Origin of the sequence: Amycolatopsis sp. WAC 01375, assembly GCF_003947325.1 — a bacterium.
Taxonomy (GTDB): domain Bacteria; phylum Actinomycetota; class Actinomycetes; order Mycobacteriales; family Pseudonocardiaceae; genus Amycolatopsis.
Window position 1 is genome coordinate 1 of record NZ_QHHW01000027.1, and the last position, 26025, is coordinate 26025.

A 26025-nucleotide genomic window follows, 5' to 3' on the forward strand; every position below is an offset into this window, starting at 1 on the left:
GTCGGGTTCAACGCGATCGCGCGATTCACCACCGCACGCGCCTCACCCACCGACAACCCCGCCACATCAGCGAACCAGTTCGCCGTACGGCCATAGCCATACAAGTCTTTGACACCCCGAGACTCGACCTCCGCCAAATACCGCCCCAACCCGACGGTAGCCATCCTGATCACCTGCAACGACTGCTGCACACCATGAGCAAGCTCCAGCTTGCCGGCACGCCACAACCCCTGCGGCAACTCAGGAAGGAAAGTCTCGGACACCCCTCAAGAATACCGCAAAGCAATCGAACAGGCGTTCGTAATTTTAAGCAACAATGAACGAGCACATTTACCACTGACGGGTGATTTGAGTGCATGTCTTGTTCAAAGGACGGTGAACGAGCGCAGGCCGAAGAAGCAAGTAGTCGCCTACTTGCGAAGGCCACCGCGAAGGTCACCCGACCGGCCACCCCGAACCTGCCCCAAGATTCTTTTGAACCGCACCGAACCGCTGTCCGTGTAGACGACGTCGGAAACCACGCGAGACGGGGGATCGTGCGATGAAGTGTCGGCCTGCCTGGACGATTCTGCTGAGCCTCTGCCTCACCGCTTGCACGGCGACCGTGGGCGGAGTGGCGCAACCGGTGGACCCCACCCTGGTCGCCGGTCTCGAGATCACCGACGGCCCCAGCGGTCTCAAGCCCGGCGTGCTCGACGCCGGTCTCCCCGTCGACGGTGGTGACGGCGGGGAGACCGACAGGCTCGCGGCCAACGCGGTCGCCGACGTCCAGCGGTACTGGCGGGAGTATCTGCCCGCGGTGTTCAAGCGCGACTTCCGGCCGCTGGCCACCCTCGTCTCGTACGACTCGGCCGGTCGCGGCCGGAAGATCTGCGGCATCTCGACGGCCGGGTTGGTGAACGCCTTCTACTGTGCCGGGCAGGACGTCGTCGCGTGGGACCGCGGGGAGTTGCTGCCGATGCTCAACGACTCCATCGGGCAGGCGGCGGTCATGGCCGTGCTCGCCCACGAGATCGGCCACGCCGTCCAGTTCCGGCTGGGGCTGCCTGCCGCGACGCCGTCGATCGTCAAGGAGCAGCAGGCCGATTGTTACACCGGCTCGTACCTCCGTTGGGTCGCCGAGGGCAAGTCGCCGATGTTCCAGGTCTCCACCGGCCGCGGGCTCAACGAGGTGCTCACGGCGCTGTTCCAGATCCGTGACTCCGCCGGCGTGGCTTTCGACGACGACAGCGCGCACGGCAACGCGTTCGATCGGGTGTCCGCGTTCCAGTTCGGCTTCACCGACGGGCCCGCCCGGTGCGCCAAGATCGACGAGCGCGAGATCGAAGGCCGGAGCACACAAGGCGCGGCCGCGACGAACGAGCGGGCGGCGGAGAACGTCCGTCTCGACGACCGTCAGGCCTTGGCCGACCTCACCACCAGTTTGCGGCAGGCGTTCCGCCTCGCGGCCGCCCCGCCGGCACTCACCACCGGAGCGGCCTGCGGTGTGACGGCGGAGGACGCGCTCGCGTCGTACTGCTCGGAGTCCAACCAGATCAACCTCGACCTCGACGGCCTGGTCCGGATCGGCACCCCGCCGCGCAGGGGACGGCAGGGCGGCATCGGTGACTTCGCCGCGTTCGCGGAGGTCGCGTCGCGCTACACGCTCGCGGTCCAGCAGGAGGGCGGCTTCCGGCTCGACGGTCCGGTGGCCGCGCAGCGGACGGCCTGTCTCACCGGTTTCTGGGCGTCGACCATCGTGGACGGCGGGGCGCTCACGTTGGCACCGGGCGACCTCGACGAGGCCATCGCCGAGATGCTGACGCGGAACAGCCTGATCGCCGCGGACGTCCGGGGCCGGACACTTCCGGCGGGCTTCGCCAGGGTCGCCGCCTTCCGTGACGGCTTTTCCTCCGGAAGCCAAAGCACCTGCGGTGACAAATACCGCTAGCAAGTCCGTGAAGGCCTCCTTGAGGGACCCAGAGTCCCTCAAGGAGGCCTTCACGGACAGGCGGTCAGGTCACACGAAAGCGCTCTGGCCGGTGATGGCCTTTCCGACGATCAGCGTGTTCATCTCCCGGGTGCCTTCGAACGAGTAGATCGCCTCGGCGTCGGTGAAGAACCGCATGATGTCGTTGTCCAGCACGATCCCGTTGCCGCCGAAGATCTCCCGGCCCCAGGCGACGACCTCCCGCATCCGCGAGGTCACGAACGCCTTCGCCAGCGACGAGTGCTCGTCCTTGAAGATTCCGGCGTCCTGCAAGCGGGCGAGCTGCACCAGCATGCCCCACGAAGCCGTGATGTTGCCGAGGCTCTTCACGAGCAGGTCCTGCACCAGCTGGAACCGCGCGATCGGACGGCCGAACTGCTCGCGCTCCTTGGCGTAGTCCAGCGCGAGTTCGTAGGCGCCGATCATCACGCCCAGCGCCTGCCAGGCCACGCCGCCACGGGTCGCGCGCAGGATTTCGGCGACGTCGCGGAAAGAATCGATGCCCTGCAGCCGGTTGGCCTCCGGCACCCGGACGTCGGTCAGGGTGATCTCCGCGTTCTCCACGATCCGGAAGGCGAACTTGTTCTCGATCTTGACCGGGACGAATCCGGGCGAGTCCTTCTCGACGACGAAACCCTTGACGTGGTTGTCTTCCTCGTCGCGGGCCCACACGATGACCAGGTCGGCGAAGGTCGCGTTGCCGATCCACTTCTTGGCACCGTTGAGGATCCAGGTGTCGCCCTCACGTCGCGCCGTCGTCCGCATGCCGCCCGCGACGTCGGACCCGCCGAGCGGCTCGGTCATCGCGAAGGCGCCGATCTTGTCCATCGCCGCCATCGACGGGAGCCAGCGATCGCGCTGTTCCTGGTCGCCGCCCGAGTAGATGCTGTACATCGCGAGTCCGTTGTGGACGCCGAAGAAGGTGGCCACCGACGGGTCCGTGCGGGTCATCTCCATCGCCATCATGCCGCTGAGCAGGTGGCTGGTGGCCGGGAGGTGCTCGCCGTAGCCCTCGTAGGGCAGCCCGGCGACACCGAGCTCGCGGAACTTGCCGACGAGCTCGTGCGGGAACTCGCCCTTGGCCCAGTACTCGTTCACCAGCGGCTTGACCTCGGCGCGCATGAAGTCACGCGTCTTGAGCAGCAGCTTACGCTCCTCCTCCGGCAGCAGGTCCTCGTAGTCGTAGAAGTCGGCGGTCATTTTCAGTTCTCCTCCTTGCGGGTACTGACGGCACTGTCCAAAGCGGACAGCACCGCGAGCTGCTTGCGGTCGCGCGCCTCGGCGAGTTCCGAGTACGTGGAGGAGCCGTAAGCGGATTCCACGGCTTCGATGAGCCGTTCCTGTTCTTCGGGGCTCTGCGAGGGCTGACCGAGGCCCGCCCACATCTTCTTCATCGACTTACCGATGTGCTCGGCCATGTGCCGGTAGCCGCCGGGGCCGCCGCCCAGATGCGAGCCGAGGAACGGCCCGACGGTGGACCAGCGGATGCCGAGCGAGTTCGTCATCACCGCGTCCAGTTCGGACGGTGACACGACGCCCTGTTCCACCAGGTAGATCGCCTCGCGGCTCAGCGCGTTCTGCAGCCGGTTGCCGACGAAGCCGGGGATCTCCTTGCGCTCCACCACCGGGGTGCGGCCGACGAACCGGTAGAACTCGACGGCGCGGTCCACCGACTCGGCGCTGGTGCGCTCACCGGGTACGACCTCGACCAGCGGGATCAGGTGCGGCGGGTTGAACGGGTGTCCGATCAGGACTCGCGACGCGTCCTCCAGCTCCGAAGCGAAAGCCGTCGAGGGGATCGCGGACGACGAGCTGAGAAGCAGCGCGTGAGACGGTGTTTCGCGGACCAAGGTCGCGAACAGTTCCTTCTTGAACTCGACGTTCTCGGGTCCGTTCTCCTGCACGACATCCGCGTTCCGGACGGCTTCGGAGACATCAGCGGCGAGGCGGACGCGTGGGGCGAGTTCCGCGGCGTCCCGGCCGAGATGCGGGGCGAACGTCTCCAGTGCGCCGGCGACGACGTCGGCGAGATCCGGCCGCGGGTCCGAGACCAGGACCTCCATGTCGTGCGCGGCGAACAACGCCGTCCACGACAGGCCGATGGTGCCCGCGCCGATCACCGCGGCGTTCCGGAAAGTCATGACCGTGCTCCCTTCAAGTAGTCGAAGACCGGCTTGACCGGGGCGAGTGTCAGGTCGGTGAGGATGTGGCTCGCCGAAACGACCTCCAGCACCGGGAGATCGGCGAGCGGGGCCAGCACGTGCTGGAACAGTTGCAACCGCGCCGGCCCGGTCCACGCCTCCTTGACCACCACGTCGGTGATCTCGGTGCGGACCAGTTCGAAGACCCGGGGCGAACCGTCGTAGTCCGGGATGGTCTTGAGCATGAACGTCGGCACGGTGATCTGCGCTTCGGCCTCGGCCACGTCCAGCCGGTGGTGCTTGTAGCCCATGGTCGCGGTCGCGACGCGCTGACTGCCGTAGTCGAGCGTTCCGACGAGCGCGCCGTTCTCGGCGAACAAGCTCGGCGATCCGATGGTCTTCGGGTAGGCGCTGATCTCCCGGCCGGACGCGGTGGCCGGGAAGTTGTCGAGGTACATCGCGTGCAGGTACTCGCCACGCTCACCCTCGAAGCTCACCGGGATCGCCTGTCCGGACTCGGTGTAGGGCCCGTAGCCGCTGACGTCACCCATCTTCATCACCTCGAACCGCACCAGCGGCTCGTCGATCTCCAACGGCTCCGGCACGACGGCGCGCAGGGCGTCGGCGTCGGTGCGGTAGACGATGTTCAGGTATTCGCGATTCGTGAACCGGGGCACCACGGGCGCGTACGCCGGGTTCGTGAGCGGAGTGGTCACATGCCGGAGGACTTCTTGCTGCTTCATCTCACTCACCTGTCCACTGTGGAGCGCGGCGTTCGGCGAAGGCCCGTATGCCCTCGCGGACGTCGGCCGACTTCATCAACGCCGGGAGCTCCGCGCGCTGGGTGGCAAACGCTTGCGCGTCGGGGACTCCGTCGGCGGCGCGGACGATCTTCTTGACCAGGGCCAGCGCCAGGGGAGCATTGGCGGCGACTTGTTCGGCCAGTTGCAGCGCGACAGCGGCCGCCTCACCGCTCGGGACGACCCGGTTCACCAGTCCGAGGCTTCCGGCGCGTTCGGCGCCGATCGGCTCGCCGGTGAGCAGGAACTCCATCGCCAGGTGGTGCGGGATCCGCTTCGGCAACCGGATCACGCCACCTCCGGCGGCGATCAGCCCACGTTTCACCTCGGGCAGCCCGAACTTGGCGTCTTCGGCGGCGACGACCAGGTCGCAGCCCAGTGCCAGCTCGAACCCGCCGCCCATCGCCCAGCCTTCGACCGCCGCGATCAGCGGCTTCGACAGCTCGGCCTCGGTCAGCCCGCCGAACCCGCGGCCGGGGACCTCGGGCGACTCGCCTTTCAGCGCCGCCTTGAGGTCCATACCGGCACTGAACGAGCCGTCCGCGCCGGTCAGGACTCCGGCCCGCAGGCCGGGATCGGTTTCCAGGAGGTCGAGTGCTTCGGCCAGACCGGCGGCGACGGCGGCGTTCACCGCGTTGCGGGCTCGCGGCCGGTCGATCGTGATCAGCAGCGTGCCGCCGACCCTTTCGGTCCGTACTTCGTTGGTGCTCATGGTTCTTCCTCAGCGAGTGGTGGCGAGTTCACGCAGGACGTCTTCGGTGTCCTGACCCGGTAGGGGAGCCAGGCGCCGCACGGAACCCGGCGTGGCGGAGAACTTCACCGGGATGCCGATGGTGCGGATCGCGCCCTCACTCGGGTGCTCGACGACGTCGAGCAGGTGACCGTCGCGGACGTAGTCGTCGTCCTGCGCGGTGTCCAGTTCCAGGACCGGGGCCATCGGGATGCTGTGCTTCGCGCAGACCTCGGTCCACTGTTCGGTGGTCAGCGCCGGGGCGCATTCCGCGATCATCCCGGCCAGCGCTTCGTGGTCTGTGCCGTCGATGGCGTCCCCGTTGACCCGGGGATCCTCGGCCAGTTCCGGCCGCCCGGCCGCGTGGAAGAAGTCGCGGAAGTTCTGCGGGTTGTAGGGGATCACGCAGGCCATCCCGTCCTTGGTGTGCACGGCCTGGTGACCGGGGTTCAGCGACGGGCCGAAGCCGGTCGGGCTCTCCGCGGGCTCGAAAACGTGCCCGGCCAGGTGCTCGACCAGGTTGAACGCGATCAGCGTGTCGGTCATCGGGATCTCGACGCGCTGGCCCTCGCCGGTCCGGTCGCGGTGCACCAGCGCGGCGAGCACGGTGTAGGCGATGGTCAGGGAGGACACCTTGTCGCCGATGATCGTCGGCAGGTACACCGGCCTGCCCAGTGCGCGGTTCGCGACGTCGACCAGGCCGGACGACGCCTGCACGGTCTCGTCGTAGGCGGCGTGGCCCGCGCGGTCGGAGTCGCTGCGGAAGCCCTGCGCGTGGGCGTAGACCAGGCCGGGGTTGCGCGCGGCGACGTCGGCGTAGTTCATGCCGAGCCTGCTCAGCGCGCCGGGACGCATGTTGGTGATCAGTACGTCGGCGGTGTCGATCAGCTTGAGCGCCTGCTCGCGCTGCTCCTCGTCCTTCAGGTTGAGGGCGACGCTGCGCTTGTTGCGGTTCACGTTCAGGTTGAGCGGCGTCATCCCCGGTGTCGTGCGGAACTTGCCGACCCGGACGGTGTCGGCCGGGGACTCGATCTTGATCACGTCGGCACCGAGGTCGCCGAGGATCTGCGCGGCGTACGGGCCCATGACCACCGTCGAGAGGTCGATCACGCGAACACCGTCCAGCGGTCCGGTAGCGGTTTGTGTCACTTTGCTTCCCTTCGCCGTTGTTCGCTCTACAACCGAAGTTAGGTGCGAATAGCGGGAAAGGGAATGATCAAGAAACGAAGAATGGTATGACCATGGTGGTCATACCATTCTTTGCTCGAATTGGCCGGGGTCGCGGCGGTCGTGAGTGGCAATGAGGGTTCTAACCCTCATTGCCACTCATGACCCCCATGCGAAACCGCGCATATAGGCATCGACCAGACATCCTATCGCGCGAAAGCGTCCTTTGTGGACACTCAGGGCGTGGCCGGCTCTCGCAGAGGTTCCGGACGCGGCCGGCGTCAGGTCGAAAGCGGTTCGGCGAAGATCTCGCGGGCCGCCTCGACCAGTCCGGCGAGGTCGCCCTCCGCGGCGCGGTCGCGGCGCCACACCAACGCGGTCTCCAGCCGGGGGCGGAAATCCGAGAACGGGAGGATGGTGGCGCCGTCGACAAGGAACAGATGCATCGGGCTGGCCGGGTCGAGCATCGTGATCGAGAACGAGGAACCGTTCGCCACCAATTCGGAAATGCCCGAATATTCGGTTCCGCCGACTTTGAGCCTTTTCTTGATGCCCGCCTTCGACAACGTGTGGTCCATATCGTCCGAATAGGCCGGAATGCTTTCCGAGGCGGACGGGATGTAGGACAGATCACTCAATTCGGCGATGGTGATGGTCTCCCGCCCGGCGAACCGGTCGGCCGGGACGACGGCGCCGAGCCGCTCCACCTGCACCGGGACGATCTCCAGCGCGGGATCGGTGACCGGCATCCGGACCAGCGACAACGCCAGTTTGCCCTCGTGCACCGCGGCGACCAGATCGGGTGTCGTCCCCGGCCAGCGTTTGAGTTCGAAGCTGTCGTGGCTGCGCTCTTCGAGCTGTTTGACGCGTTCGCGCAAGGCGGGGTGCACACCGGCGGGCATGCCGATGAACACGGTGCTCCGCCGGGGTTTCACCGCTTCCCGCAGTCGCCAGGGGATCGCGTTGACCTGTTCGAGGACGTCCCGCGCGATGGGCAGCAGCGCGGAGCCCGCCGCGGTGAGCGTGACGTGATGCGTGCTGCGGTCGAACAGCCGGTGGCCGAGTTCGTGTTCGAGATCCTTGATGCGCTGGCTCAGCGGGGAGGCGGCCATATGCAGTCTGCGGGCCGCCTGGGAGAAGTTCAGTTCCTCGGCGACGGCCACGAAGTACCGCAGGTGCAACATCTCCACTCGTTCACCCTAGGCCGTGCCCGGTGAGCCCGCTCGCGGTCTCACCGGGCACGGCCTAGCCGCAGGGCCACGGTGAACGCGGCTCCGCCTTCCGGCGCCGGACCCGCCGTCAGCGTTCCGCCCATCCGGGTGACCAGGCCGTACGCCAGCGCGAGCCCGATCCCCGAACCGACCGGACGGCTGTCGCGGTACCGCCGGTTCAGCACGCCGCGGTCGAACGCGACCGGATAGTCCTCCGGCGCCAGCCCGGGGCCGCCGTCGCGCACCGCCAGCCAGGCCTGCCCCTCGGCGGTCACCAGGGAGAACACGATCGGCGCGCCCGCCGGGGTCACGCGCAGCGCGTTCTCGGCCAGCCCGTCGACGACCTGGCGAAGCCGTCGCGGATCGGCGATGACCGGGACCTCACCGGCAGGCCGTTCGACCAGCAGCGTGACATCCTGCCGTTCGCACCGCAGCCGCCAGACGTCGGCGCATTCGTCGACCAACGCGGCGAGATCGAGCCGGACCGGGTCGAGGCGGAACTCGTCGGCGCCGAGCCTCGCCAGCTCCAGCAGGTCGCTGACCAGGCGTTCCAGCCGGACGGCCTCGCGATGGATGGTCTGCCCGGCGCGGCGCGCGTCCTCGCCTTCGGCCACGCCGTCGCCGATCGCCTCGGCGAATCCGGTGACCGCGGTCAGTGGCGTCCGCAGTTCGTGCGAAACCGAAAGCAGGAACTCGCGTTGCCGCGCCTCGCTGTACTGCAGGGCGTCGGCCAGTTCGTTGACCGATCGCGCCACGTCCGCGACCTCGGTCGGGCCTTCGACCGGGACGCGCAGGTCACGGCGTCCGGACCGCATCCCGTTCGCCACCGACGCGGCCCGGCGCAGCGGCCGCGACAGCATCCGGCTCAGCACCAGCCCCGCGACCGCGGCGACCGCCAGCCCGGCGCCGAGCGCGAGCACGATGTTGCGCACCAGCAGCTGTCCGCGCGCCTCGCCGATCTTCGTCGATTGGACGAGCGCGAACGCGGCGCCCTTCGCGCCCACGGTGCGGACTTCGACGAGGTACTGCCGTCCTTCGACGAGCACCGTGTCCGAACCGGCGCGCGTCAATCCCGCTTTCGAAGCGGCGATCGCCGCGACCGTCCCGGCACCGCCGAGCGTCCCGTTCGGGCGGCGGACGACGACGTCGATCCCTTGCCCGCGAACGACTTCCGCAACCTTGCCGACGGCGAGCCGTTTGCCGATCCCGGTCTCGTCGAGCTGGCTCGCGACCACATCGGCCTGCGCCGAGAGCGACTGCCGGAGCACCTCGACCCCGGCCGTGCGGACGAGCCGCGCCGCGACCAGGCCGGCGACCACCACCGCGACCGCGGCGATCGCGAGGCACACCACGGTGATCCGCAACGCGAGCGACGTCCGTTTCATCCGGCGTCCGCCGCGTAACCGATGCCACGGACCGTCCTGATCGGACTGTGGGCACCCAGTTTCCCGCGCAGCTGGGCGATGTGGACGTCGACGGTCCGCGTGCCCGCCGACGCCGCGTAACCCCAGACCGAGCTGAGCAGCTGCTCGCGGCTGAACACCTGACCGGGTCGCCGCACCAGATGGGTGAGCAGCTCGAATTCGGTCGACGTCAGCGCGATCTCGGTGTCGGCGGCCCAGACGCGGCGCTGGGTGACGTCGATGCGGACGCCGCCCGCCGTGTAGGTCTCGGCAGGCGACGGTGCTCCGGCGGCGCGACGCAGGACGGTCCGGACCCTGGCCGAGAGTTCACGCGGGCTGAACGGTTTCGTCAGGTAGTCGTCCGCGCCGATCTCCAGGCCCAGCAAGCGATCCAGTTCGTCGTCGCGGGCCGTCACGAACAGCACCGGCGTCCAGTCGCCGTCCGCGCGCAGGGTCCGGCAGATCTCGATACCGTCCATTCCGGACAGTCCGATGTCGAGGACGATCGCGACCGGCCGCAGCCGCCGGATCGTGGCGAGCGCGGCACCGCCTTCCGCCTCCACGTGGACGCCGAACCCGTCCCGCCGCAAGTACAGCGAAGCGAGTTCGGCGATCGCGGGGTCGTCCTCGACGACCAGTACCAGCCCGCGTCCCGGTTGCGTCGTCACCGGCCGATCCTGTCACGGGGTGGGGTCGCCTGCCATGTCCTGCTCGATCGCGTCGAGGGTCCGCTGGACGTCGCTCAGCTCACCCGGCGCCGGGCTCGAAGCAGGCTTTCCCTCGGTGCAGGCGGCCACGCCGAACAGCGCGAACGCGGTGAGGGACGCGGCAAGGAGCCGCTTCACTTGCCCGCCTTGCAGTGCGCGCCCGTGAACGCGTCCAGCTTCTGCTTCGCCGCGGCGAGTTCGGGAAGCCGTCCGCCGCGGGTGTCGGCCCGCTTCTGGAGCCTGTCGGCGGTGTCGTTGTGGCCCTTCTTGCGCTGGTTCTCGGCCCTGGCCTTGAGATTCGCCACGGACCCGCGGATCTCGGGGCCGCCGTTGATGCGTTCGGTGAGCTTCGCGGTGCGCTGGGTGAGCTTGGGCAGCCATTCGGCGCACAGTTGCTGCGACTCCTCGGGGCTCAGGGTGATCGGGGCCTGTGCCGAGGCGGCGGGGGCGAGGGCAGTGAGACCGGCCGCGGTCAGGCAGACGGCGATGGTGTGTTTCAGCATGCGAAGAGCGTCGCGCGGCCGGATACGAGAATTGTGGGGACGATGTTCGGGTTTTGTAAGCGATACTCGGTCGATGGGGCTCAAGAGTGTGACCGCCACCGTCGTGGCGATGCTGCTGCTCACCGCCGCACCCGCGATCGCGACGCCCGCGTTCGTCCTGCGCGACGGCGTCAGTGAGCCGGTGTTCTCCTACGAGAAGGCCATCCGGGAGACCGCCTGGGTGGAGACCGGCCAGGACCTCGACCGCGACGGCCAGGTCGACCGAGTCGCCGCGGACATCATCCGTCCGGCCGAACCGGCCGCGCGCGGGCACCGCGTTCCGGTGATCATGGACGTCAGCCCGTACTTCGAAAAGATCGGGCGCGGCAACGAGCGCCAGCCGAAGACGTACCTGCCCGATGGCACGCCGTCGCAGTTCCCGCTCTTCTACGACAACTACTTCGTCCCGCGCGGGTACGCCGTCGTGCTGGTCGACGTCGGGGGCACCAATCGCTCCTCCGGGTGCTTCGACGACGTCGCGTCCGGCAACGGCGTCGTGAACTGGCTCAACGGGCGCGCGAACGCGTTCCGCACGCCGTTCGGGCCCGAGCGGGTCCGCGCGGGCTGGGCGAACGGGTCGGTCGGCGCGATCGGGAAGTCGCAGGACGGGGCCACGGCGATCGGGATGGCGGCGTCCGGGATCGAGGGCCTGAAGACCATCGTGCCGATCGCCGGGGTCAGTTCCTACTACGAGGTCCACAACTCCCATGGCGCCTACTTCGGCTGGGCCGGCGGCCCCGGCCTGTACAACGAACGCGCCGAGAAGCTGTGCCGTCCGTTCGAGGAGGACAACGCGCGGCGCGCGGGGACCGACGGGAACTTCAACGAATACTGGCGCGGCCTCGACTACGTGGCGAAGACCGGCGACATGCGCGCAAGCGTTTTCGCGTCGATGGGCTTCCACGACGTCAACGTCAACCCGATCCAGTTCGGGCCGTGGTGGGAGGCCCTGAACGCGCATGGCGTGCCGCGTAAGGCGTGGCTGCACCAGGCGGCGCACGTCGACCCGTTCGACCTCGACCGATCGCTGTTCGTGCGGACACTGCACCGCTGGTTCGACCGGTGGCTGCTCGGCGTCCGCAACGGCGTCGAGACCGAACCCGCGATCCGGATCGAGCACACGCCGGACCGCTGGGCCGACGAACGCCGCTGGCCGCTCGCCACGAAGTCGCGCGAGTTGTGGCCTTCGGTGTCGGGCGGGCTGACGAGCCGCCCGGGAAGTGGTACGGCTTCGGTGACCGACGACCCGGCGCGCGGGGCGTCGCAGTGGGTCGAGACCCCGTCGCAAGCGCGTCCGGACCGTCTGGTCTTCACCGGTGAGCCGGTGCGCGCCGACACGCGGATCGCCGGGACCGCCACCGTGACGGTGACCGCCCGTTCGGACAAGCCGGGCGCGCGGCTCGGCGCGGTGCTGGTCGACTACGGTCCCGCGACCGTGCGCGACACGAAGTTCCCCGCGCTGGGCATCGAGAACTCGGAGACCCGCTCCTGCTGGGGCGCGGGCACCACCGCGGACACGGGGTGCTTCCTCGACACCGTCGCGGACCTGACCACTGTGGACAAACGGATCGTGGCCACCGGCTGGGCCGACCTCGGCCACCACCGGTCACTGTGGCGGGGCGAACCGCTCGTACCGGGTAAGGCGTACACGATGACGTTCCGGCTGAGCAGCCTCGACCACGTCGTCCCGGCGGGGCATCGGCTCGCGCTCGTACTGGGCGGGACCGACGGGGACATGTTCGACCCCGCGCTGCCCGCGACCGGTGCCAAGGTGACCTTCGAGCTGGGCGGGACTTCACTGTCGGTGCCGGTCGTCGGCCGCAATTAGTCACCTGCTTGCGCGAGTCAAGGAGCACGTATGGCGAAAATCCAGCGCATATCCGTCCACGGCCACACGAGCGCGAGTCCCGAAGCGGTCTACGCCCTCCTCGTAGACCGCGAGCGCTGGCCCGACTGGTCACCCATGGGCTCGTTCCAGCTGCTCGAAAAGGGTGATGAGAACGGTCTCGGCGCCGTCGGCGTCTTCAGCACCAACGGCGTCAACAGCTGTGAAGAGATCATCGCGCTCGAACCAGGCAAGCGCTTCGGCTACACCCTCAAGAAGGGGCTCCCGCTGCGCGATTACCGCGCCTACGTCGACCTCACCGCCGAGCGGAACGGCACCGACGTCCACTGGCATTCCACGTTCACCGCGAAGATCCCCGGCACCGGCTGGTTCTATCGCCGCTTCCTCGGCCACTTCCTCGGGCGCATGGTCGAGAGCCTCGTGGCGCGCGCCTCGCGCGGCGCACCATAAAGTAGGCGCATGGCCGCACCACGACGCACGCAGGAGGAACGCAGCGCCGCGATGCGCGTCAGGCTGCTCGACGCCACGATCGACTGCCTCGTCGAGTACGGCTACGCGGGCACCACGACCACCCGCGTCGCTGATCGCGCCGGGGTGACCCGCGGCGCGCAGGTGCATCACTTCCCGACCAAGACCGACCTCGTCACCTCCGCGATCCGGCATCTCGCGGCCAGGCGCACCGAGGTCGCGATGGCGGAGATCGACCGGCTCAAGGCGTCGTCCGACCCGGTCGGCGACGCGTTGCAGCTGATGTGGGAGATGCATCAGGGGCCGGTCTTCTCGGCGACCGTGGAGCTGTGGGTGGCGTCGCGGACCGACGCGGAACTGCGCGCCCAGATGGCCGTGGTCGAGCCGATCGCGACCAGCAGCCTGGTCGAGTTCGGCAAGGCGCTGCTGCCGGACCACGCGGCGCATCCGGAGTTCCTGCACGCGGTGTACACGGCGATGGACGTCGTCCGCGGCATCCTCATCGCCAGCTGGGCGACCCGCGACCAGACCGAACTGGAGGCGCGGTGGGAACGCGGCCGCCGTCATCTGATCCTGCTGTTCGAGGCGCTGATGCAGCCCGCTCCCTCTCGTTAGGCATGTTACTCTCCCGGGGAGAGTGAGGAGGTCACGTGCTCGGAAACCCGTACGACCCCGACTGTCCCACCCGCGCGCTGCTCGACCGCATCGGCGATCAGTGGACCGTGCTGATCGTCGGCGTGCTCGGTGACGGCCCGCTCCGGTTCACCGAGATCGGCAAACGCGTGCGCGGCATCTCGCAGAAGGTCCTCACCCAGACGCTGCGCAGCCTCGTCCGCGACGGCATCCTGACGCGCACCGCGTACCCGGAGATCCCTCCGCACGTCGAGTACGAGCTGACCGAGCTCGGGCGCAACCTCGCCGAACCGCTCGACATGCTCGACAAGTGGGCCCGCGTCCACATGGGCGAAGTGCTCGACGCGCGCAAGAGCTACGACGGTCAGCTCACCGCCTGACCGGCATCGGGAGCAGAACCGAACAGCCGGTCGAGGTAGTAGTCCACAGTGGACAGCGCCTCGTCCGGGGTGCGGTGCTTCATCACGATGTTGGTGCCCTGCGAATCGGCGAGCGCCCAGAGGATCGCGGACTCGTGCATCGGGTCGGCGGACTTGTCGACCTCGCCCGCGTCCTGTCCCTGCCGGATCAGGAGGGCGAGCAGGTCGAACAGCTGGGGGACGCCGTCGGTGAACGCGGCCGCGAAGGCGGGATCCGAGATCGCCCGGATGAAGAACGCGACGCCCATCAGCCAGTCGCCGCGCCTGCGCTCGTCGAGCGGCAGGATCTCGGTCAGGATCGCGCGGATGATGGCCTTCGGCGTCGACGGCAGTTCGCCGGCTTCCAGCTGGGCTTTGATGCGCGCTTCGTACACCTGTGAGCGGCGTTCGACGGCGAACAGCAGCATCTCGTCCTTGGTCCTGAAATAGTGCTGCACCAAGCCCATCGACATGCCCGCTTCGGCGGCGACGTGCCGGAGGCTGACTCCCTCGAGGCCTCGTGTGGCCGTCAGCCGTGTCAGCGCCTCGGCGATCTCCGCCCGCCGCGCGGCGTGATCCACCTGCTTCGGCACCTTCACCATCCGTTCCGCTGTTTGCAATGCGATCGCATTGCCACTACGGTCGCATGCTATTACGATGCGATCGCATTGTAAACGATCTCGGGGGTGAACTCGGTGGAAGCCGAACGGGGGAAGGTGCGGTTGAGGCCGCCGCGGAACGCGCTGGATCAGCGGGTCGTCGGCTGGTGGCGGCTGCAGGGAACGCTTTTCTGGGGTACGCCGGTGGTGGTACTGGTGGTGCTCGGGCTGCTCATCACGCCCGCGCGGTTCTGGCTGCTGACACCGGCGGCGGTGTTCGCGGCGCTGGGGCTGGTCTGGGTGATCGCGATGCCGCTGTGGTGGTTCAAGGTGCATCGCTGGGAAGTCACGGAGACGGCGGTGTACGCGCGCTCCGGGTTCTTCTGGCAGGAGTGGCGGGTCGCGCCGATGTCGCGGATCCAGACCGTGGACACCCTGCGCGGGCCGTTACAGCAGGTGTTCAAGCTCGCGACCGTCACGGTCACCACGGCCTCGGCGCGGGGCGCGGTCAAGATCCGCGGGCTCGACCACGAGCTGGCCGCGAGCCTGGCGGAGCAGCTCACCGAAACGACGCAGGCGACGCCGGGGGACGCGACATGACCTCGGGCGAGTTCGAGGGCTGGAGCACACTCGACAAACGCACGCTCGCCGTCACCGCGCTGATGATGGCAGGCGTGGCCGTCGGTGCCGCGATCCCGACCACGCTCGCGATCGTGGGCGGCGGCGCGAGGCTCTGGGTCGCCCTCGCCTGGGTCGTCGCCGGCGGAGTGGTCGTCATCGGCGGCGGCGTACTGGCGGAGCTGTTCTATTGGAAAGGAGTGCGGTACCGGCTCACGCCGGACCGGCTGGAGACGGCGTTCACCCTGGTCTTCCGCTCGAGGAAATCCCTGCAGCGCGAACGGATCCGCAACGTCGACCTGACGGCCAACCCGCTGCATCGCCTGTTCGGCGTCGCGGTGGTGACCATCGGCACCGGCTCGCACGAATCGGGCGGACAGGGCCGGATCAAGCTCAACCCCGTCTCGCGCGCCGAGGCCGAGCGACTGCGCGCGGAGCTGCTGCGCCGCGCGGAAACCACGGAGACCGACGAGGACGCGCCGCTCGCCGAACTGGACCGGGGCTGGATCCGCTACGCGCCGATGTCGTTCCTGACCCCGACGCTCGGCCTCGCGGCGGGTGGTGGCCTCATGCAGATCTCCGAATGGGCGGGCCTGCAGAAAGGTCTGATCGACTGGGTGATCGGCCTCTTCCGCGGGATTCCGCTGGTGGCGGCGATCCTGATCCTGCTGGCGATCGCGATGGTCGTCGGCGTGCTCGGCGCGCTGGGCCTGTGGATCGAAATGTGGTGGAACTACCGGCTCGACCGCGAATCCGGCGGCACACTGCGGGTACGCCGCGGGCTGTTCACCACGCGCTCGATCTCGATCGAGGAACGCCGGATGCGCGGCATCGACCTCGTCGAGCCGCTCGGGAACCGGATCTCCGGCGCGGCGCGCGTCGACGCGATCGCCACCGGCATGCGGCAGAGCGACGACAAGGACAAGACCGACTACCACACGCTTCTGCCGGCCGCGCCCGTCGCGATCGCCAACCGGGTCGCCGCGACGGTGCTGCGTGAACCCGTCTCGCCGACCGAAGCCGTCCGGCTCACCGGACATCCGCGCGCCGCGCGGGGACGGCTGCTGCGCTGGTGGATCGGTTCGGTGGTGGCCCTGCTGGCGATCTTCGCGATCCTCGGCCTCCTGCTGACCGACGTCCTGCTGGTGATCGGCGCCGCGCTCGGTGTCGTGCTGCTGCCGGTTTCGGTGCTGCTGGCGCTGGACGCCTACCGCAACCTCGGACACGGGATCACCGGGCGTTACCTCGTCGGACGGCACGGGACGGTGCGGCGGAGCACATTCGCCCTGGAACGCGAAGGCGTGATCGGGTGGACGGTGAAACAGTCGATCTTCCAGCGGCGCAAGGGTTTGCTGACCGTCGTGGCGACCACGGCCGCCGGAGGCGGGGCGTACGCGGTGTACGACGCAGGGGAGGAGCAGGGGCTGCTGTTCGCCGAGGAGTCCGTGCCGGACCTGCTGACGCCTTTCCTGGAACGGGTCTGACGGGCCGGCTCGCCGCGCCGTAGCGCAGGTCCGTGAAGGCCTCCTTCCCTACCCTCAAAGTAGGGAAGGAGGCCTTCACGGACTTCCCGCGCGGCAGGCCGGACACGTCGGCCGCCGCCGAAGCGTCCGCTCGCTACCGTCGTGCCATGACCGCATTCGCCGCACTCCACGTCCCCGGATCCCCGCTGCTCCTGCCGAACGTCTGGGAGTTCGGTACGGCCGCTTTCTTGGCCGCGCAAGGCTTCCCGGCGCTCGGCACGACCAGCCTCGGGGTTTCCGCCGCCGAGGGCGAGCCGGACGGCGCACCGTCCTCCAAGGACGCCACCGTCCGGCTCGCGCGGCGGCTCGCCGAGCTCGACGTGCTGATCAGCGTCGACCTCGCGGACGGGTTCAGCGACGACCCGGGCGAGGTCGGCGCGCTCGCCGCGGAACTCGCCGAAGCCGGTGTCGCGGGCATCAACCTCGAAGACGCCCTCGGCGACCCTGCGCGGCACGCGGCCAAGATCGCGGCTGCGAAGGAGCACGCTCCGGATCTCTTCGTCAACGCGCGGACGGACACGCATTGGCTGGGGGAGCCCGACATCGGCACCGCGATCGAACGTTGCCGGTCCTATGTGGACGCTGGAGCCGACGGAGTGTTCGCGCCGGGGCTCGCCGAACCCGCGGACGTCGAGCGGTTGGTGAAGGCCGTCGCGAAACCGCTGAACCTGCTGTTCGTCCCCGGCAAGGTCACCGTCGCGGGAGCGGCGGAACTCGGCGTCGCACGGATCAGCCTCGGATCGCTGCCGTACCGGATGGCGCTGGCCGCCACACTGCGCACGGTGACGGCCATCCGCGACGGCGGCGAACTCCCGCTGACCCCGCCGTCCTACGGCGACGTCGCGGCCCTGCTCCCGGAATCTCATTAATCTCGGGAGCATGCAGACCTTCGGAGCCGAATTCGCCGTCCCGCCCGGTTATCTGAACACGCCCAGTATCGGCATCCCGCCGTCGCACGCGGCCGACGCGGTGGCCGAGGCGGTCGAGCGGTGGCGGCGCGGCGAGGCCCGCCCGGCGGACTTCGACGAGCCCGTCGCGCGGACCCGGGCCGGGTTCGGCGCGCTGATCGGGGTTCCGGCGGAGCGGGTCGCGATCGGGGCGTCGGTTTCGCAGCTGATCGCGAACGTGGCGGCCGGACTGCCCGACGGCGCCAGTGTGCTGGTCGCCGGGAACGACTTCACGAGCGTCACCTTCCCGTTCGCGGCTCAGGCGCACCGCGGGGTGAAGGTCACCGAAGTCCCGTTGACCGAGCTGACCGAACGCGTCGAGGGGCACGACCTCGTCGCGGTCAGCGTCGTCCAGTCGGCGGACGGCGCCCGGATCGATCTCGGCGCGCTTCGCGCCGCGGCCGAGGCGGCGGGTGCGGCGGTCCTGCTCGACGCCACCCAGGCCGCCGGCTGGCAGCCGCTCGACCTCGGCTGGGCCGACTGGGTGGTCGCCGCGGGGTACAAGTGGCTGCTCGCGCCGCGCGGGGCGGCGTGGCTGGCCGCGCATCCGCGGGTGCTGGAGCGGGCCGTGCCGGTCGCCGCGAACTGGTACGCGGGGGAGGACCGCTGGCAGACCGTCTACGGCCTCCCGCTGCGACTCGCGGAGGGCACCCGGTCGCTCGACCTGTCCCCGGCCTGGCTCTCGTTCGTCGGCGCCGCCGTCTCCCTGGACTACCTCGGCTCCCTCGACCTCGAGGCCGTCCGCGCGCACTGCGTCGGCCTCGCCGACTCACTCCTCGAAGCGCTCGGCTCACCCGGTCAGGGGAGCGCGATCGTCTCGCTCGACGCCGACGCCGCCCGGGTGAAGGAAGCGGGCATCGTGGCCGGTACCCGGGCCGGAAGGCAGCGTTTCGGGTTCCATCTCTACAACACGGCTGACGACGTCGAACGGGTGATAAGCACGTTCAGGTGAACCGCCGGAGCGGCGTGAACTACCGTATGTTCCCGTGGTTGGTGCGCAATTTACCCCGGGACCGACGGAAACGGCCCGGCTTCAGCCGGTGCGACCGGCAGGGCCGGGCGGGCCGCCGTCCGCGCCGTCGCCGTCGAGGGACACCAAGGGCCTGGCGCTGAAAGGCGCCGGGTTGGTCGCCATCGCGGTCGTTTCCGCGCTGCTCTGGTGGCTGATCCGGCACGAGCCCGAGCCGACCCCGGTCGCGGACACGCCGACGAAGAGTGGCCAGTTCCAGTACACGCTGGTCGAAGGCCCGCAGGTCACCACCGACTGCGCGAGCAAGGCCTACGGCGACACCAAGGGGTTCTTCACGCAGACGCCGTGCAAGCGGCTGTCGCGGGCGCTCTACACAACGGAGACCGGAGGGAAGAAGGCGCTGGTGTCGGTCGTCCTCGTCACCATGCCCGGCGAGGTCACCGCGACCCAGCTCAAGGCGCTCACCGACAAGGACGGCACGGGCAACGTGTCCGACCTGGTGCGCGACGGCACCTTCAAGGCACAGGGCGCCCCGAAGATCTCCGGACAGGACGCGGCCTACGACTCCCACGTCACCGGACCCGAGGTGGCCATCGTGCTGGCCGGTTTCTACAACAAGCAGACCGACAAGGCGATGCTGGAGCGGATCGCGACCGACGCCCTGCGGCTCTCGGGTGACTTGCGCCGCTGACCGGTCCCGTCACGCCCGCACGAACGCTATGAAGGACTCCTTCATTGCAAATTTTGCTATGAAGGAGTCCTTCATAGCGCGCGCGATGGGACCGAAGCGGTGCGATGGGGACCGAAGTGGCGCGAAGGCCGTTAAGCCGACTGGCCCGGCATCGCGATCGCCACCGGCTTCGCACCGAACTCGGCCCGCCAAGCGGTCCCTCGCCGCGCCGAGCCGATCAGCGCGTTCAGCGCCGTCGTCCGCAGAGCCGCGTCGTCGGTCCGGTCGATCACGCCGAGCCAGGCCGCCGCCGCGTCCGATTCGGCCGTCGCCACCAGTTCCATCGCCGAGTTCGCCTCGGTCACCGGCCTCGGCGGCACGTACGCGGCCTCGGGTCCGGTGGGGGTCTGCCCGGCGGCGGAAAGCATCCGCTCGCAGACGTTCCGCCGCTTGACGTGCTCGGCCGTGCCGCGGCTCACCGCGCCGGTGAAGGCGGCCGGCAGGTACGCGCTGACCAGCCCGTACACCCAGACCGCCGCGTGTTCGGCGGCCAGCGCCTGCTGGACGGCTTCCGTCGTCTCCCCGCCGAGCTGGACTCCGGCAGGCACCTCGACGGGTCCGGCGTCGTCGCCCCGGCCGAGTTTGTCCGAGCTCTGTTGCAGCGCCGCGCAGCCCGCCGCGATCGAGGCGACCATCCCGGCGCGGTAGCGCGGCAGTGCAGGCACGAGACCTTCGGCCTGCTTGCGGGCCTGCGCGAGCCGTTCCTTGAGGCCGTCCACCGACGACGGCGGGTTCTCCGCCGGGCCCTGCTGCTCCGGTTTCGGCCGGTTGAGCCGGTCCACCTCGGTCTTGAGCGCCGTCGCGTGGGCGGCCCGCGCCGTCGCGACCGCTTCGCCCTCGGCGCCTGGCAACGCCTTCGCGCCCGCCGCGTCGGTCTCCGCCGCACGCAGCAACGGGCCCAGCGGATCGGGGGTTTCGTCGAAGCCGGGGGAGCAGGCGGAGGCCAGCGGCACGGCCACCACGGCCAGCGCTCCCATCCGCAGGAAAGTGCGACGGCTCGGCGAGGTGGGCTCTGTCGATCTTCCGGTCACGCCGCCCCATCCTGCCAGTACCCCGTGCGGGGCCGCCGCTCGCGCGTCACGCGGGGGTGACCGGATAAGCTGGACCACTACCGAACCCGGATCCACACCGCCGGGTCGCCCACAGCCGAACAGGAGCGCTCCACCGTGCCCAACGACCTCGCCAGCAGGCTGGAGCCCATCGTGGCCGAAGCCGTCAAGGCCGCGGGTTTCGACCTCGATTCCTTCGAGGTCCAGCAGGCAGGCCGCCGTCAGCTGGTCAAGGTCGTCGTCGACGGGGACGACGGCGTCGGGCTGGACGAGGTGGCGAGCGTCAGCCGGGCTGTTTCCGCCGCGCTCGACGAGAACGAGCACGTGATCGCGAGTGCGTACACGCTCGAGGTCACGTCGCCCGGCCTCGATCGGCCGCTGACCGTGCGGCGGCACTGGCGGCGCGCGAAGTTCCGCCTCGTCAAGATCACCCCGGCCGAAGGCGCCGCCTTCATCGGCCGTGTCGGTCACGCGGGGGAGAAGTCCGCGCGCGTGCTCGTCGACGGCGAGATCCGGGACGTCCCCTACGCCTCGGTGGCCAAAGCGGTCATCGAGATCGAATTCAAGCAACCACCTGCCGAGGACCTGAAACTGTTGGAAAACGATGCGTCGGCCCTGAACGCCGCCACCACGGAGCCGAAGGAGGAGCCGAAGTGAACGTCGACATCGCAGCGCTGCGCGCGATCGAACGGGACAAGGACATCCCCTTCGAGACGGTGATCGAAGCGATCGAAACCGCGTTGCTCACCGCGTACAAGCACACCGAGGGCCACCAGCCGCACGCCAGGATCGACATCGACCGCAAGAGCGGACTGGTCCGCGTCCTCGCGCACACCCTCACCCCGGACGGCCAGACCGACGAGGAATGGGACGACACCCCCGAAGGCTTCGGGCGGATCGCCGCGACCACCGCGCGCCAGGTCATCCTGCAGCGTCTGCGCGACGCCGAGCACGAGAAGACCTTCGGCGAGTTCTCCGCCAAGGAGAACGAGATCGTCGCCGGCGTGGTGCAGCGTGACGCCCGCGCCAACGCCCGCGGCATGGTCATCATCCAGGTGGGCGACATCGAGGGCGTGCTGCCCGCGATCGAGCAGGTGCCCGGCGAGACCTACGAGCACGGCGACCGGATCAAGGCCTACGTCGTCACCGTCTCGCGTGGCAACCGCGGTCCGCAGATCACGTTGTCGCGTTCGCACCCGAAGCTGGTGCACAAGCTGTTCGCCCTGGAGGTCCCCGAGATCGCCGACGGCACGGTCGAGATCGCCGCCGTCGCGCGGGAACCCGGGCACCGCACCAAGATCGCGGTCCGCTCGACGGTGCCCGGCGTCAACGCCAAGGGTGCCTGCATCGGCCCGGTCGGCGCGCGGGTGCGCAACGTGATGAGCGAACTGGCGGGCGAGAAGATCGACATCATCGACTTCTCCGAGGACCCGGCGAAGTTCGTCGGGAATGCGTTGTCGCCCGCGAAGGTTATCTCCGTACGGGTCGTCGACGAGCGGGCCAAGACCGCTCGCGTCGTCGTCCCGGACTACCAGCTTTCGCTCGCGATCGGCAAGGAAGGGCAGAACGCCCGCCTCGCCGCCCGCCTCACCGGCTGGCGTATCGACATCCGCAGCGACGCCGCCCCTGACCAGGGTGACGAAGCGCACGCCGGGCAGCCGCGGCCCGCCGCGGCAACCGGTTCGGCTGAGTGAAGGTCGAAGCGGTAGACTTACAAGTGGTTCAGAGCCCGCGGCCGGGAACCGACCTCCAGCATGACCGGGAAACCCCGGTCCGCACCTGTGTGGGTTGCCGTAAGCGGGCCTTGATCGGCGAGTTGCTGCGAGTGGTCGCGGCGGACGGTCGGTTGATCGTCGACGAACGTCGGCGGTTGCCGGGCCGGGGTGCCTGGTTGCACCCCGTGCCGGACTGTCTGGCCAAGGCCGAGCGGCGCAGGGCGTTCCCCCGAGCACTTCGTGTTCCAGGGTCGCTCGACGCCCAGGGTGTCCACGAACGCCTGGAGCGGCACGCCGAAGGCTAAGGGCGCCGGGACATCCCCGGTGCCGGATGGAATCAGGAAGCAGGTCGACCCGTCATGAGTCAGCCGTGAAGCTGAATCAATGAACGCGCGACAATAGGACGAGGTCTGCGGGTCTGCCGCCGGCCTCCCCAGATGAGGAGAGCTGTGCCAGGCAAGGCCCGAGTACATGAGCTCGCGAAAGAGCTCGGCATCACCAGCAAGGAAGTTCTCGCCAAGTTGAAGGAACAGGGCGAGTTCGTGAAGTCCGCGTCGTCCACCGTCGAGGCGCCGGTCGCCCGCCGTCTCCGTGACGCGTACCCGTCCAAGGACGGCAAGAAGAAGTCGGTCCCGACCCCCGGCCCGCGCCCTTCGCCCGCGCCTCCCGCGAAGCCCGCTGCCCCGGCTCCGGCCGCGAAGCAGGCCCAGCCCGCGGCGAAGACCGAGGCCCCGGCCGCTCCCGCGGAGTCCGCTCCGGCGGCGTCGGCCCCGGCCCAGCAGCCGTCCCGTCCCAACACCCCGGGCGTCCGCCCGGGTCCGCGCCCCGGTCCCAGGCCGCCGGCGCCCAAGGAAGAGGTCGCTCCGGCGGCGAAGGCCGCTCCGGCCGAGCCGAAGCAGCCCGAGCCCAAGGAAACCCCGGCAGCACCGGCCACCCCGCCGGCGTCCCAGACGCCGTCGCAGGGTTCGGTCGTGCCGCCGAAGCCACAGGGCCCCAAGCCCGGCGGCCCGAAGCCCGGCCCGCGCACCCCGCGTGTCGGCAACAACCCGTTCGGTGTGGGTTCGGGTTCCCCGGCCCCGCGTCCGTCCGGCCCCCGTCCCGGTGGCGGCCAGCAGGGCGGCGACAACCGTCCTCCGCGTCCCGGTGGCCAGCAGCAGGGTGGCGACAACCGTCCTCCGCGTCCCGGTGGCGGCGCTCCCGGTGGTAACCGGCCGAGCCCGGGCAACATGCCCCCGCGCCCGAACCCCGGCATGATGCCGGGCCGTCCGGCCCGTCCGGCAGGCGGTCCCGGTGGAGCCCGTGGTGGCCCCGGTGGCGGAGCCCGTGGCGGCCCCGGCGGCGGCGCTCGTGGCGGTCCCGGTGGCGGCGGCGGAGGCTTCCGCGGCGGTCCCGGTGGTGGCGGTGGCGGTGGCGGTTTCCGTCCCGGCGGTGGCGGTGGCGGCGGTTTCCGTCCCGGTGGCGGTGGCCCCGGTGGCGGCGGCGGTGCCCCGGCCGGCGGCGGCGGTTTCCGTGGCGGCGGCGGTCGTGGTGGCCCCGGTGGTCGCGGTGGTACCGCGGGTGCCTTCGGGCGTCCCGGTGGTCCCGCTCGCAAGGGCCGGAAGTCCAAGCGCCAGAAGCGCATGGAGTACATGGACAACATGCAGGCGCCCAGCGTCGGTGGCGTTCGCCTGCCCAAGGGCAGCGGCGAAACGATCCGCCTGCCGCGTGGTGCCTCGCTGACCGACTTCGCCGAGAAGATCGACGCCAACCCGGCTTCGCTGGTGCAGGTGCTCTTCCACCTCGGTGAGATGGTCACGGCGACGCAGTCCGTGTCGGACGACATCCTCGAGCTGCTCGGCGGCGAGATGAACTACGTCGTCCAGGTCGTCAGCCCGGAGGAAGAAGACCGCGAGCTGCTGGAGACCTTCGACATCACCTACGGCGAAGACGCGGGTGAGGAAGAGGATCTGCAGGTCCGTCCGCCGGTCGTGACCATCATGGGTCACGTCGACCACGGTAAGACCCGGCTGCTCGACACGATCCGCAAGACGAAGGTGCGCGAGGGCGAAGCCGGTGGCATCACCCAGCACATCGGCGCCTACCAGATCGAGACCGAGCTCGAGGGCAACCCGCGTCTCGTGACGTTCATCGACACCCCGGGTCACGAGGCGTTCACCGCCATGCGTGCTCGTGGTGCGAACGCCACGGACATCGCGGTCATCGTGGTCGCGGCCGACGACGGCGTCATGCCGCAGACGGTCGAGGCGATCAACCACGCGCAGGCCGCCAAGGCCCCGATCGTGGTCGCGATCAACAAGATCGACAAGGAGGGCGCGAACCCGGACAAGATCCGGCAGCAGCTCACCGAGTACAACCTCGTGGCCGAGGAGTACGGCGGCGACACGATGTTCGTCGAGATCTCGGCGCGGGAGAACATCAACATCGATGGTCTCCTCGAGGCGATCCTGCTGACCGCGGACGCGGCGCTCGACCTGCGGGCCAACCCGAACATGGAGGCCCAGGGCGTCGCGATCGAGGCGCACCTGGACCGCGGTCGCGGTCCGGTCGCCACGGTGCTGGTCCAGCGCGGAACGCTGCGCGTCGGTGACTCCGTCGTCGCCGGTGACGCGTACGGCCGCGTGCGGAAGATGGTCGACGAGCACAACGTCAACGTCACCGAAGCGACCCCGTCGCGTCCGGTCCAGGTCATCGGGTTCACCTCGGTGCCCGGCGCCGGTGACACGTTCCTCGTCGTCGACGAGGACAGGGTCGCCCGGCAGATCGCCGAGCGGCGTTCGGCCCGCACCCGCAACGCGCTCAACGCGTCGCGTCGTAAGCGGGTCAGCCTGGAAGACCTCGATGAGGCCTTGAAGGAGACGAGCACCCTTAACCTGATCATCAAGGGTGACAACTCCGGTACGGTCGAAGCCCTCGAAGCCTCGCTGATGCAGCTGGATGTCGGCGAAGAAGAGGTCGAGCTCAACGTGGTCCACCGCGGTGTCGGTGGCGTAACGGAGTCCGACATCGACCTGGCGACCGCGTCCAACGCGATCGTCCTGGGCTTCAACGTGCGGGCACAGGGCAAGGCGACCGAGCGGGCCACCCGCGAGGGCGTCGACGTCCGGTACTACACGGTCATCTACCAGGCGATCGACGAGATCGAAGCCGCGCTCAAGGGCATGCTCAAGCCGATCTTCGAAGAGGTCGAGCTGGGCAAGGCCGAGATCCGCGGGATCTTCAAGTCGTCGAAGGTCGGTACGATCGCCGGTTGTATGGTCATCTCGGGCGAGATCCGGCGTAACGCCAAGGGTCGTCTCCTCCGTGACGGCAACGTCATCGTCGAGAACCTGCCGATCAACTCGCTGAAGCGCGAAAAGGACGACGTCACCGAGGTCCGGGAGGGCTTCGAGTGTGGTCTCACCTTGGGTAACTACAGCGATCTGAAGCTCGGCGACGTCATCGAGACGTACGAGCAGCGCGAAAAGCCGCGTGCGTAAGTGACACGGGCGGCGCTCCCTCGCATCTGGGCGGGGGAGCGCCGCTTCACTTCTCGACAACCCAGAACCCCATATGTTCGTAGGAGCTCTTGAGCTCGACATCCTGCTGGGCGACGTCCACTCGCTCAAGCAGAAGCGATCCGTGATCAAGCCGGTGCTGGCCGAAGTGCGCAGGCGTTTCGACGTCTCCGTCGCCGAGGCCGGCCAGCAAGACCTGCATCGGCGGGCACTGATCGGTGTGGCCGTGGTCGCGGCGACTGGCGTGCACGTCCGTGACGTGCTCGACTCGTGTGAGCGCTTCGTGGCCGGAAGGCCGGAGTTCGAACTGCTCTCCGCCCATCGCCGGCTGCTCGGCCCGGACGACTGACGAAAGATCTTTCGAG

27 protein-coding genes and 1 pseudogene are annotated in these 26025 nt (G+C 69.3%); 15 read left to right on the forward strand and 13 right to left on the reverse strand.

Going from position 1 to position 26025, the window contains the following annotated elements:
* A pseudogene (locus DL991_RS16635) lies at window positions 1-263 on the reverse strand (HNH endonuclease); the annotation flags it as partial.
* Window positions 264-613: 350 nt separating this feature from the next.
* Here DL991_RS16635 and DL991_RS16640 point away from each other — a divergent pair.
* Window positions 614-1930: a neutral zinc metallopeptidase gene (locus tag DL991_RS16640; RefSeq protein ID WP_233598876.1), complete on the forward strand. Its 1317-nt coding sequence runs from the start codon at window positions 614-616 to the stop codon at window positions 1928-1930.
* A gap of 69 nt (window positions 1931-1999) precedes the next feature.
* On the opposite strand, the gene DL991_RS16645 is transcribed toward DL991_RS16640, so the two are convergent.
* The 10 genes from DL991_RS16645 to DL991_RS16685 form a co-directional block, all read right to left on the reverse strand.
* Window positions 2000-3169, reverse strand: coding sequence for an acyl-CoA dehydrogenase family protein (locus DL991_RS16645; protein ID WP_125785233.1), 1170 nt, complete (start codon window positions 3167-3169; stop codon window positions 2000-2002).
* A gap of 2 nt (window positions 3170-3171) precedes the next feature.
* Window positions 3172-4110, reverse strand: a complete 939-nt coding sequence (locus tag DL991_RS16650; RefSeq protein WP_125785234.1) for a 3-hydroxyacyl-CoA dehydrogenase NAD-binding domain-containing protein — start codon at window positions 4108-4110, stop codon at window positions 3172-3174.
* Entirely contained in the window at window positions 4107-4853 is a 747-nt protein-coding gene (locus DL991_RS16655; RefSeq protein ID WP_125785235.1) for an acetoacetate decarboxylase, read from the reverse strand. Before DL991_RS16655 ends, DL991_RS16650 begins: the two co-directional genes overlap by 4 nt.
* A gap of 1 nt (window position 4854) precedes the next feature.
* Entirely contained in the window at window positions 4855-5622 is a 768-nt protein-coding gene (locus DL991_RS16660) for a crotonase/enoyl-CoA hydratase family protein (protein WP_125785236.1), read from the reverse strand.
* A 9-nt stretch (window positions 5623-5631) separates the two neighbouring features.
* Window positions 5632-6789, reverse strand: coding sequence for a CaiB/BaiF CoA-transferase family protein (locus tag DL991_RS16665; RefSeq protein ID WP_125785237.1), 1158 nt, complete (start codon window positions 6787-6789; stop codon window positions 5632-5634).
* A 299-nt stretch (window positions 6790-7088) separates the two neighbouring features.
* Window positions 7089-7997, reverse strand: a complete 909-nt coding sequence (locus DL991_RS16670; RefSeq protein ID WP_125785238.1) for a LysR family transcriptional regulator — start codon at window positions 7995-7997, stop codon at window positions 7089-7091.
* Between the two features lie 41 nt (window positions 7998-8038).
* Entirely contained in the window at window positions 8039-9403 is a 1365-nt protein-coding gene (locus tag DL991_RS16675) for a cell wall metabolism sensor histidine kinase WalK (protein WP_125785239.1), read from the reverse strand.
* Window positions 9400-10089: a response regulator transcription factor gene (locus tag DL991_RS16680; RefSeq protein ID WP_125785240.1), complete on the reverse strand. Its 690-nt coding sequence runs from the start codon at window positions 10087-10089 to the stop codon at window positions 9400-9402. Before DL991_RS16680 ends, DL991_RS16675 begins: the two co-directional genes overlap by 4 nt.
* Before the next feature lie 12 nt (window positions 10090-10101).
* A complete protein-coding gene (locus DL991_RS42940; protein WP_199753977.1) occupies window positions 10102-10266 on the reverse strand; it encodes a hypothetical protein in 165 nt (54 codons plus the stop codon).
* On the reverse strand, window positions 10263-10631 hold the full coding sequence (locus DL991_RS16685; RefSeq protein ID WP_125785241.1) for a hypothetical protein: 369 nt from the start codon (window positions 10629-10631) through the stop codon (window positions 10263-10265). The genes DL991_RS42940 and DL991_RS16685 overlap by 4 nt, the downstream gene beginning before the upstream one ends.
* Before the next feature lie 73 nt (window positions 10632-10704).
* Between DL991_RS16685 and DL991_RS16690 the strand changes: the two genes are divergently transcribed.
* From DL991_RS16690 to DL991_RS16705, 4 genes are read left to right on the forward strand one after another with little or no spacing between them, the layout of a single operon-like run.
* A complete protein-coding gene (locus DL991_RS16690; RefSeq protein ID WP_125785242.1) occupies window positions 10705-12498 on the forward strand; it encodes a CocE/NonD family hydrolase in 1794 nt (597 codons plus the stop codon).
* Between the two features lie 30 nt (window positions 12499-12528).
* The gene (locus DL991_RS16695; protein ID WP_125785243.1) at window positions 12529-12966 is read left to right on the forward strand and encodes an SRPBCC family protein; all 438 of its coding nucleotides are present in this window, start codon (window positions 12529-12531) and stop codon (window positions 12964-12966) included.
* A 51-nt stretch (window positions 12967-13017) separates the two neighbouring features.
* Window positions 13018-13599, forward strand: coding sequence for a TetR/AcrR family transcriptional regulator (locus tag DL991_RS16700; RefSeq protein ID WP_125785503.1), 582 nt, complete (start codon window positions 13018-13020; stop codon window positions 13597-13599).
* A 35-nt stretch (window positions 13600-13634) separates the two neighbouring features.
* Window positions 13635-13997, forward strand: a complete 363-nt coding sequence (locus DL991_RS16705) for a helix-turn-helix domain-containing protein (protein ID WP_005166650.1) — start codon at window positions 13635-13637, stop codon at window positions 13995-13997.
* Here DL991_RS16705 and DL991_RS16710 read toward each other — a convergent pair.
* Window positions 13982-14617: a TetR/AcrR family transcriptional regulator gene (locus DL991_RS16710; RefSeq protein ID WP_125785244.1), complete on the reverse strand. Its 636-nt coding sequence runs from the start codon at window positions 14615-14617 to the stop codon at window positions 13982-13984. The two genes, DL991_RS16705 and DL991_RS16710, sit on opposite strands and share 16 nt — an antisense overlap.
* A gap of 84 nt (window positions 14618-14701) precedes the next feature.
* On the opposite strand from DL991_RS16710, the gene DL991_RS16715 reads away from it, so the two are divergent.
* From DL991_RS16715 to DL991_RS16735, 5 genes are all read left to right on the forward strand, one after another.
* Window positions 14702-15214, forward strand: a complete 513-nt coding sequence (locus tag DL991_RS16715; RefSeq protein ID WP_125785245.1) for a PH domain-containing protein — start codon at window positions 14702-14704, stop codon at window positions 15212-15214.
* Window positions 15211-16716: a PH domain-containing protein gene (locus DL991_RS16720; RefSeq protein ID WP_125785246.1), complete on the forward strand. Its 1506-nt coding sequence runs from the start codon at window positions 15211-15213 to the stop codon at window positions 16714-16716. Before DL991_RS16715 ends, DL991_RS16720 begins: the two co-directional genes overlap by 4 nt.
* A gap of 146 nt (window positions 16717-16862) precedes the next feature.
* Window positions 16863-17624 (forward strand): isocitrate lyase/phosphoenolpyruvate mutase family protein, encoded by a 762-nt coding sequence (locus DL991_RS16725; RefSeq protein ID WP_125785247.1) that lies wholly within the window; start codon window positions 16863-16865, stop codon window positions 17622-17624.
* A gap of 10 nt (window positions 17625-17634) precedes the next feature.
* On the forward strand, window positions 17635-18654 hold the full coding sequence (locus tag DL991_RS16730; protein WP_125785248.1) for an aminotransferase class V-fold PLP-dependent enzyme: 1020 nt from the start codon (window positions 17635-17637) through the stop codon (window positions 18652-18654).
* Between the two features lie 88 nt (window positions 18655-18742).
* On the forward strand, window positions 18743-19363 hold the full coding sequence (locus DL991_RS16735; protein ID WP_125785249.1) for a hypothetical protein: 621 nt from the start codon (window positions 18743-18745) through the stop codon (window positions 19361-19363).
* Between the two features lie 131 nt (window positions 19364-19494).
* Here the strand turns inward: DL991_RS16735 and DL991_RS16740 are convergent, their stop codons facing one another.
* The gene (locus DL991_RS16740) at window positions 19495-20433 is read right to left on the reverse strand and encodes a ferritin-like domain-containing protein (RefSeq protein WP_199753978.1); all 939 of its coding nucleotides are present in this window, start codon (window positions 20431-20433) and stop codon (window positions 19495-19497) included.
* A 135-nt stretch (window positions 20434-20568) separates the two neighbouring features.
* On the opposite strand from DL991_RS16740, the gene rimP reads away from it, so the two are divergent.
* The 5 genes from rimP (at window position 20569) to DL991_RS16765 (ending at window position 26009) form a co-directional block, all read left to right on the forward strand.
* Window positions 20569-21108, forward strand: coding sequence for a ribosome maturation factor RimP (gene rimP, locus DL991_RS16745; protein ID WP_125785250.1), 540 nt, complete (start codon window positions 20569-20571; stop codon window positions 21106-21108).
* Window positions 21105-22145 (forward strand): transcription termination factor NusA, encoded by a 1041-nt coding sequence (gene nusA, locus DL991_RS16750; RefSeq protein WP_125785251.1) that lies wholly within the window; start codon window positions 21105-21107, stop codon window positions 22143-22145. The genes rimP and nusA overlap by 4 nt, the downstream gene beginning before the upstream one ends.
* Window positions 22146-22168: 23 nt before the next feature.
* The gene (locus DL991_RS16755; protein WP_091597421.1) at window positions 22169-22471 is read left to right on the forward strand and encodes a YlxR family protein; all 303 of its coding nucleotides are present in this window, start codon (window positions 22169-22171) and stop codon (window positions 22469-22471) included.
* A 144-nt stretch (window positions 22472-22615) separates the two neighbouring features.
* Entirely contained in the window at window positions 22616-25642 is a 3027-nt protein-coding gene (gene infB, locus DL991_RS16760) for a translation initiation factor IF-2 (protein ID WP_125785252.1), read from the forward strand.
* A 73-nt stretch (window positions 25643-25715) separates the two neighbouring features.
* Complete coding sequence (locus tag DL991_RS16765) at window positions 25716-26009, forward strand: DUF503 domain-containing protein (RefSeq protein WP_125785253.1); 294 nt, start codon at window positions 25716-25718, stop codon at window positions 26007-26009.
* The last annotated feature ends 16 nt before the right edge of the window (window positions 26010-26025 follow it).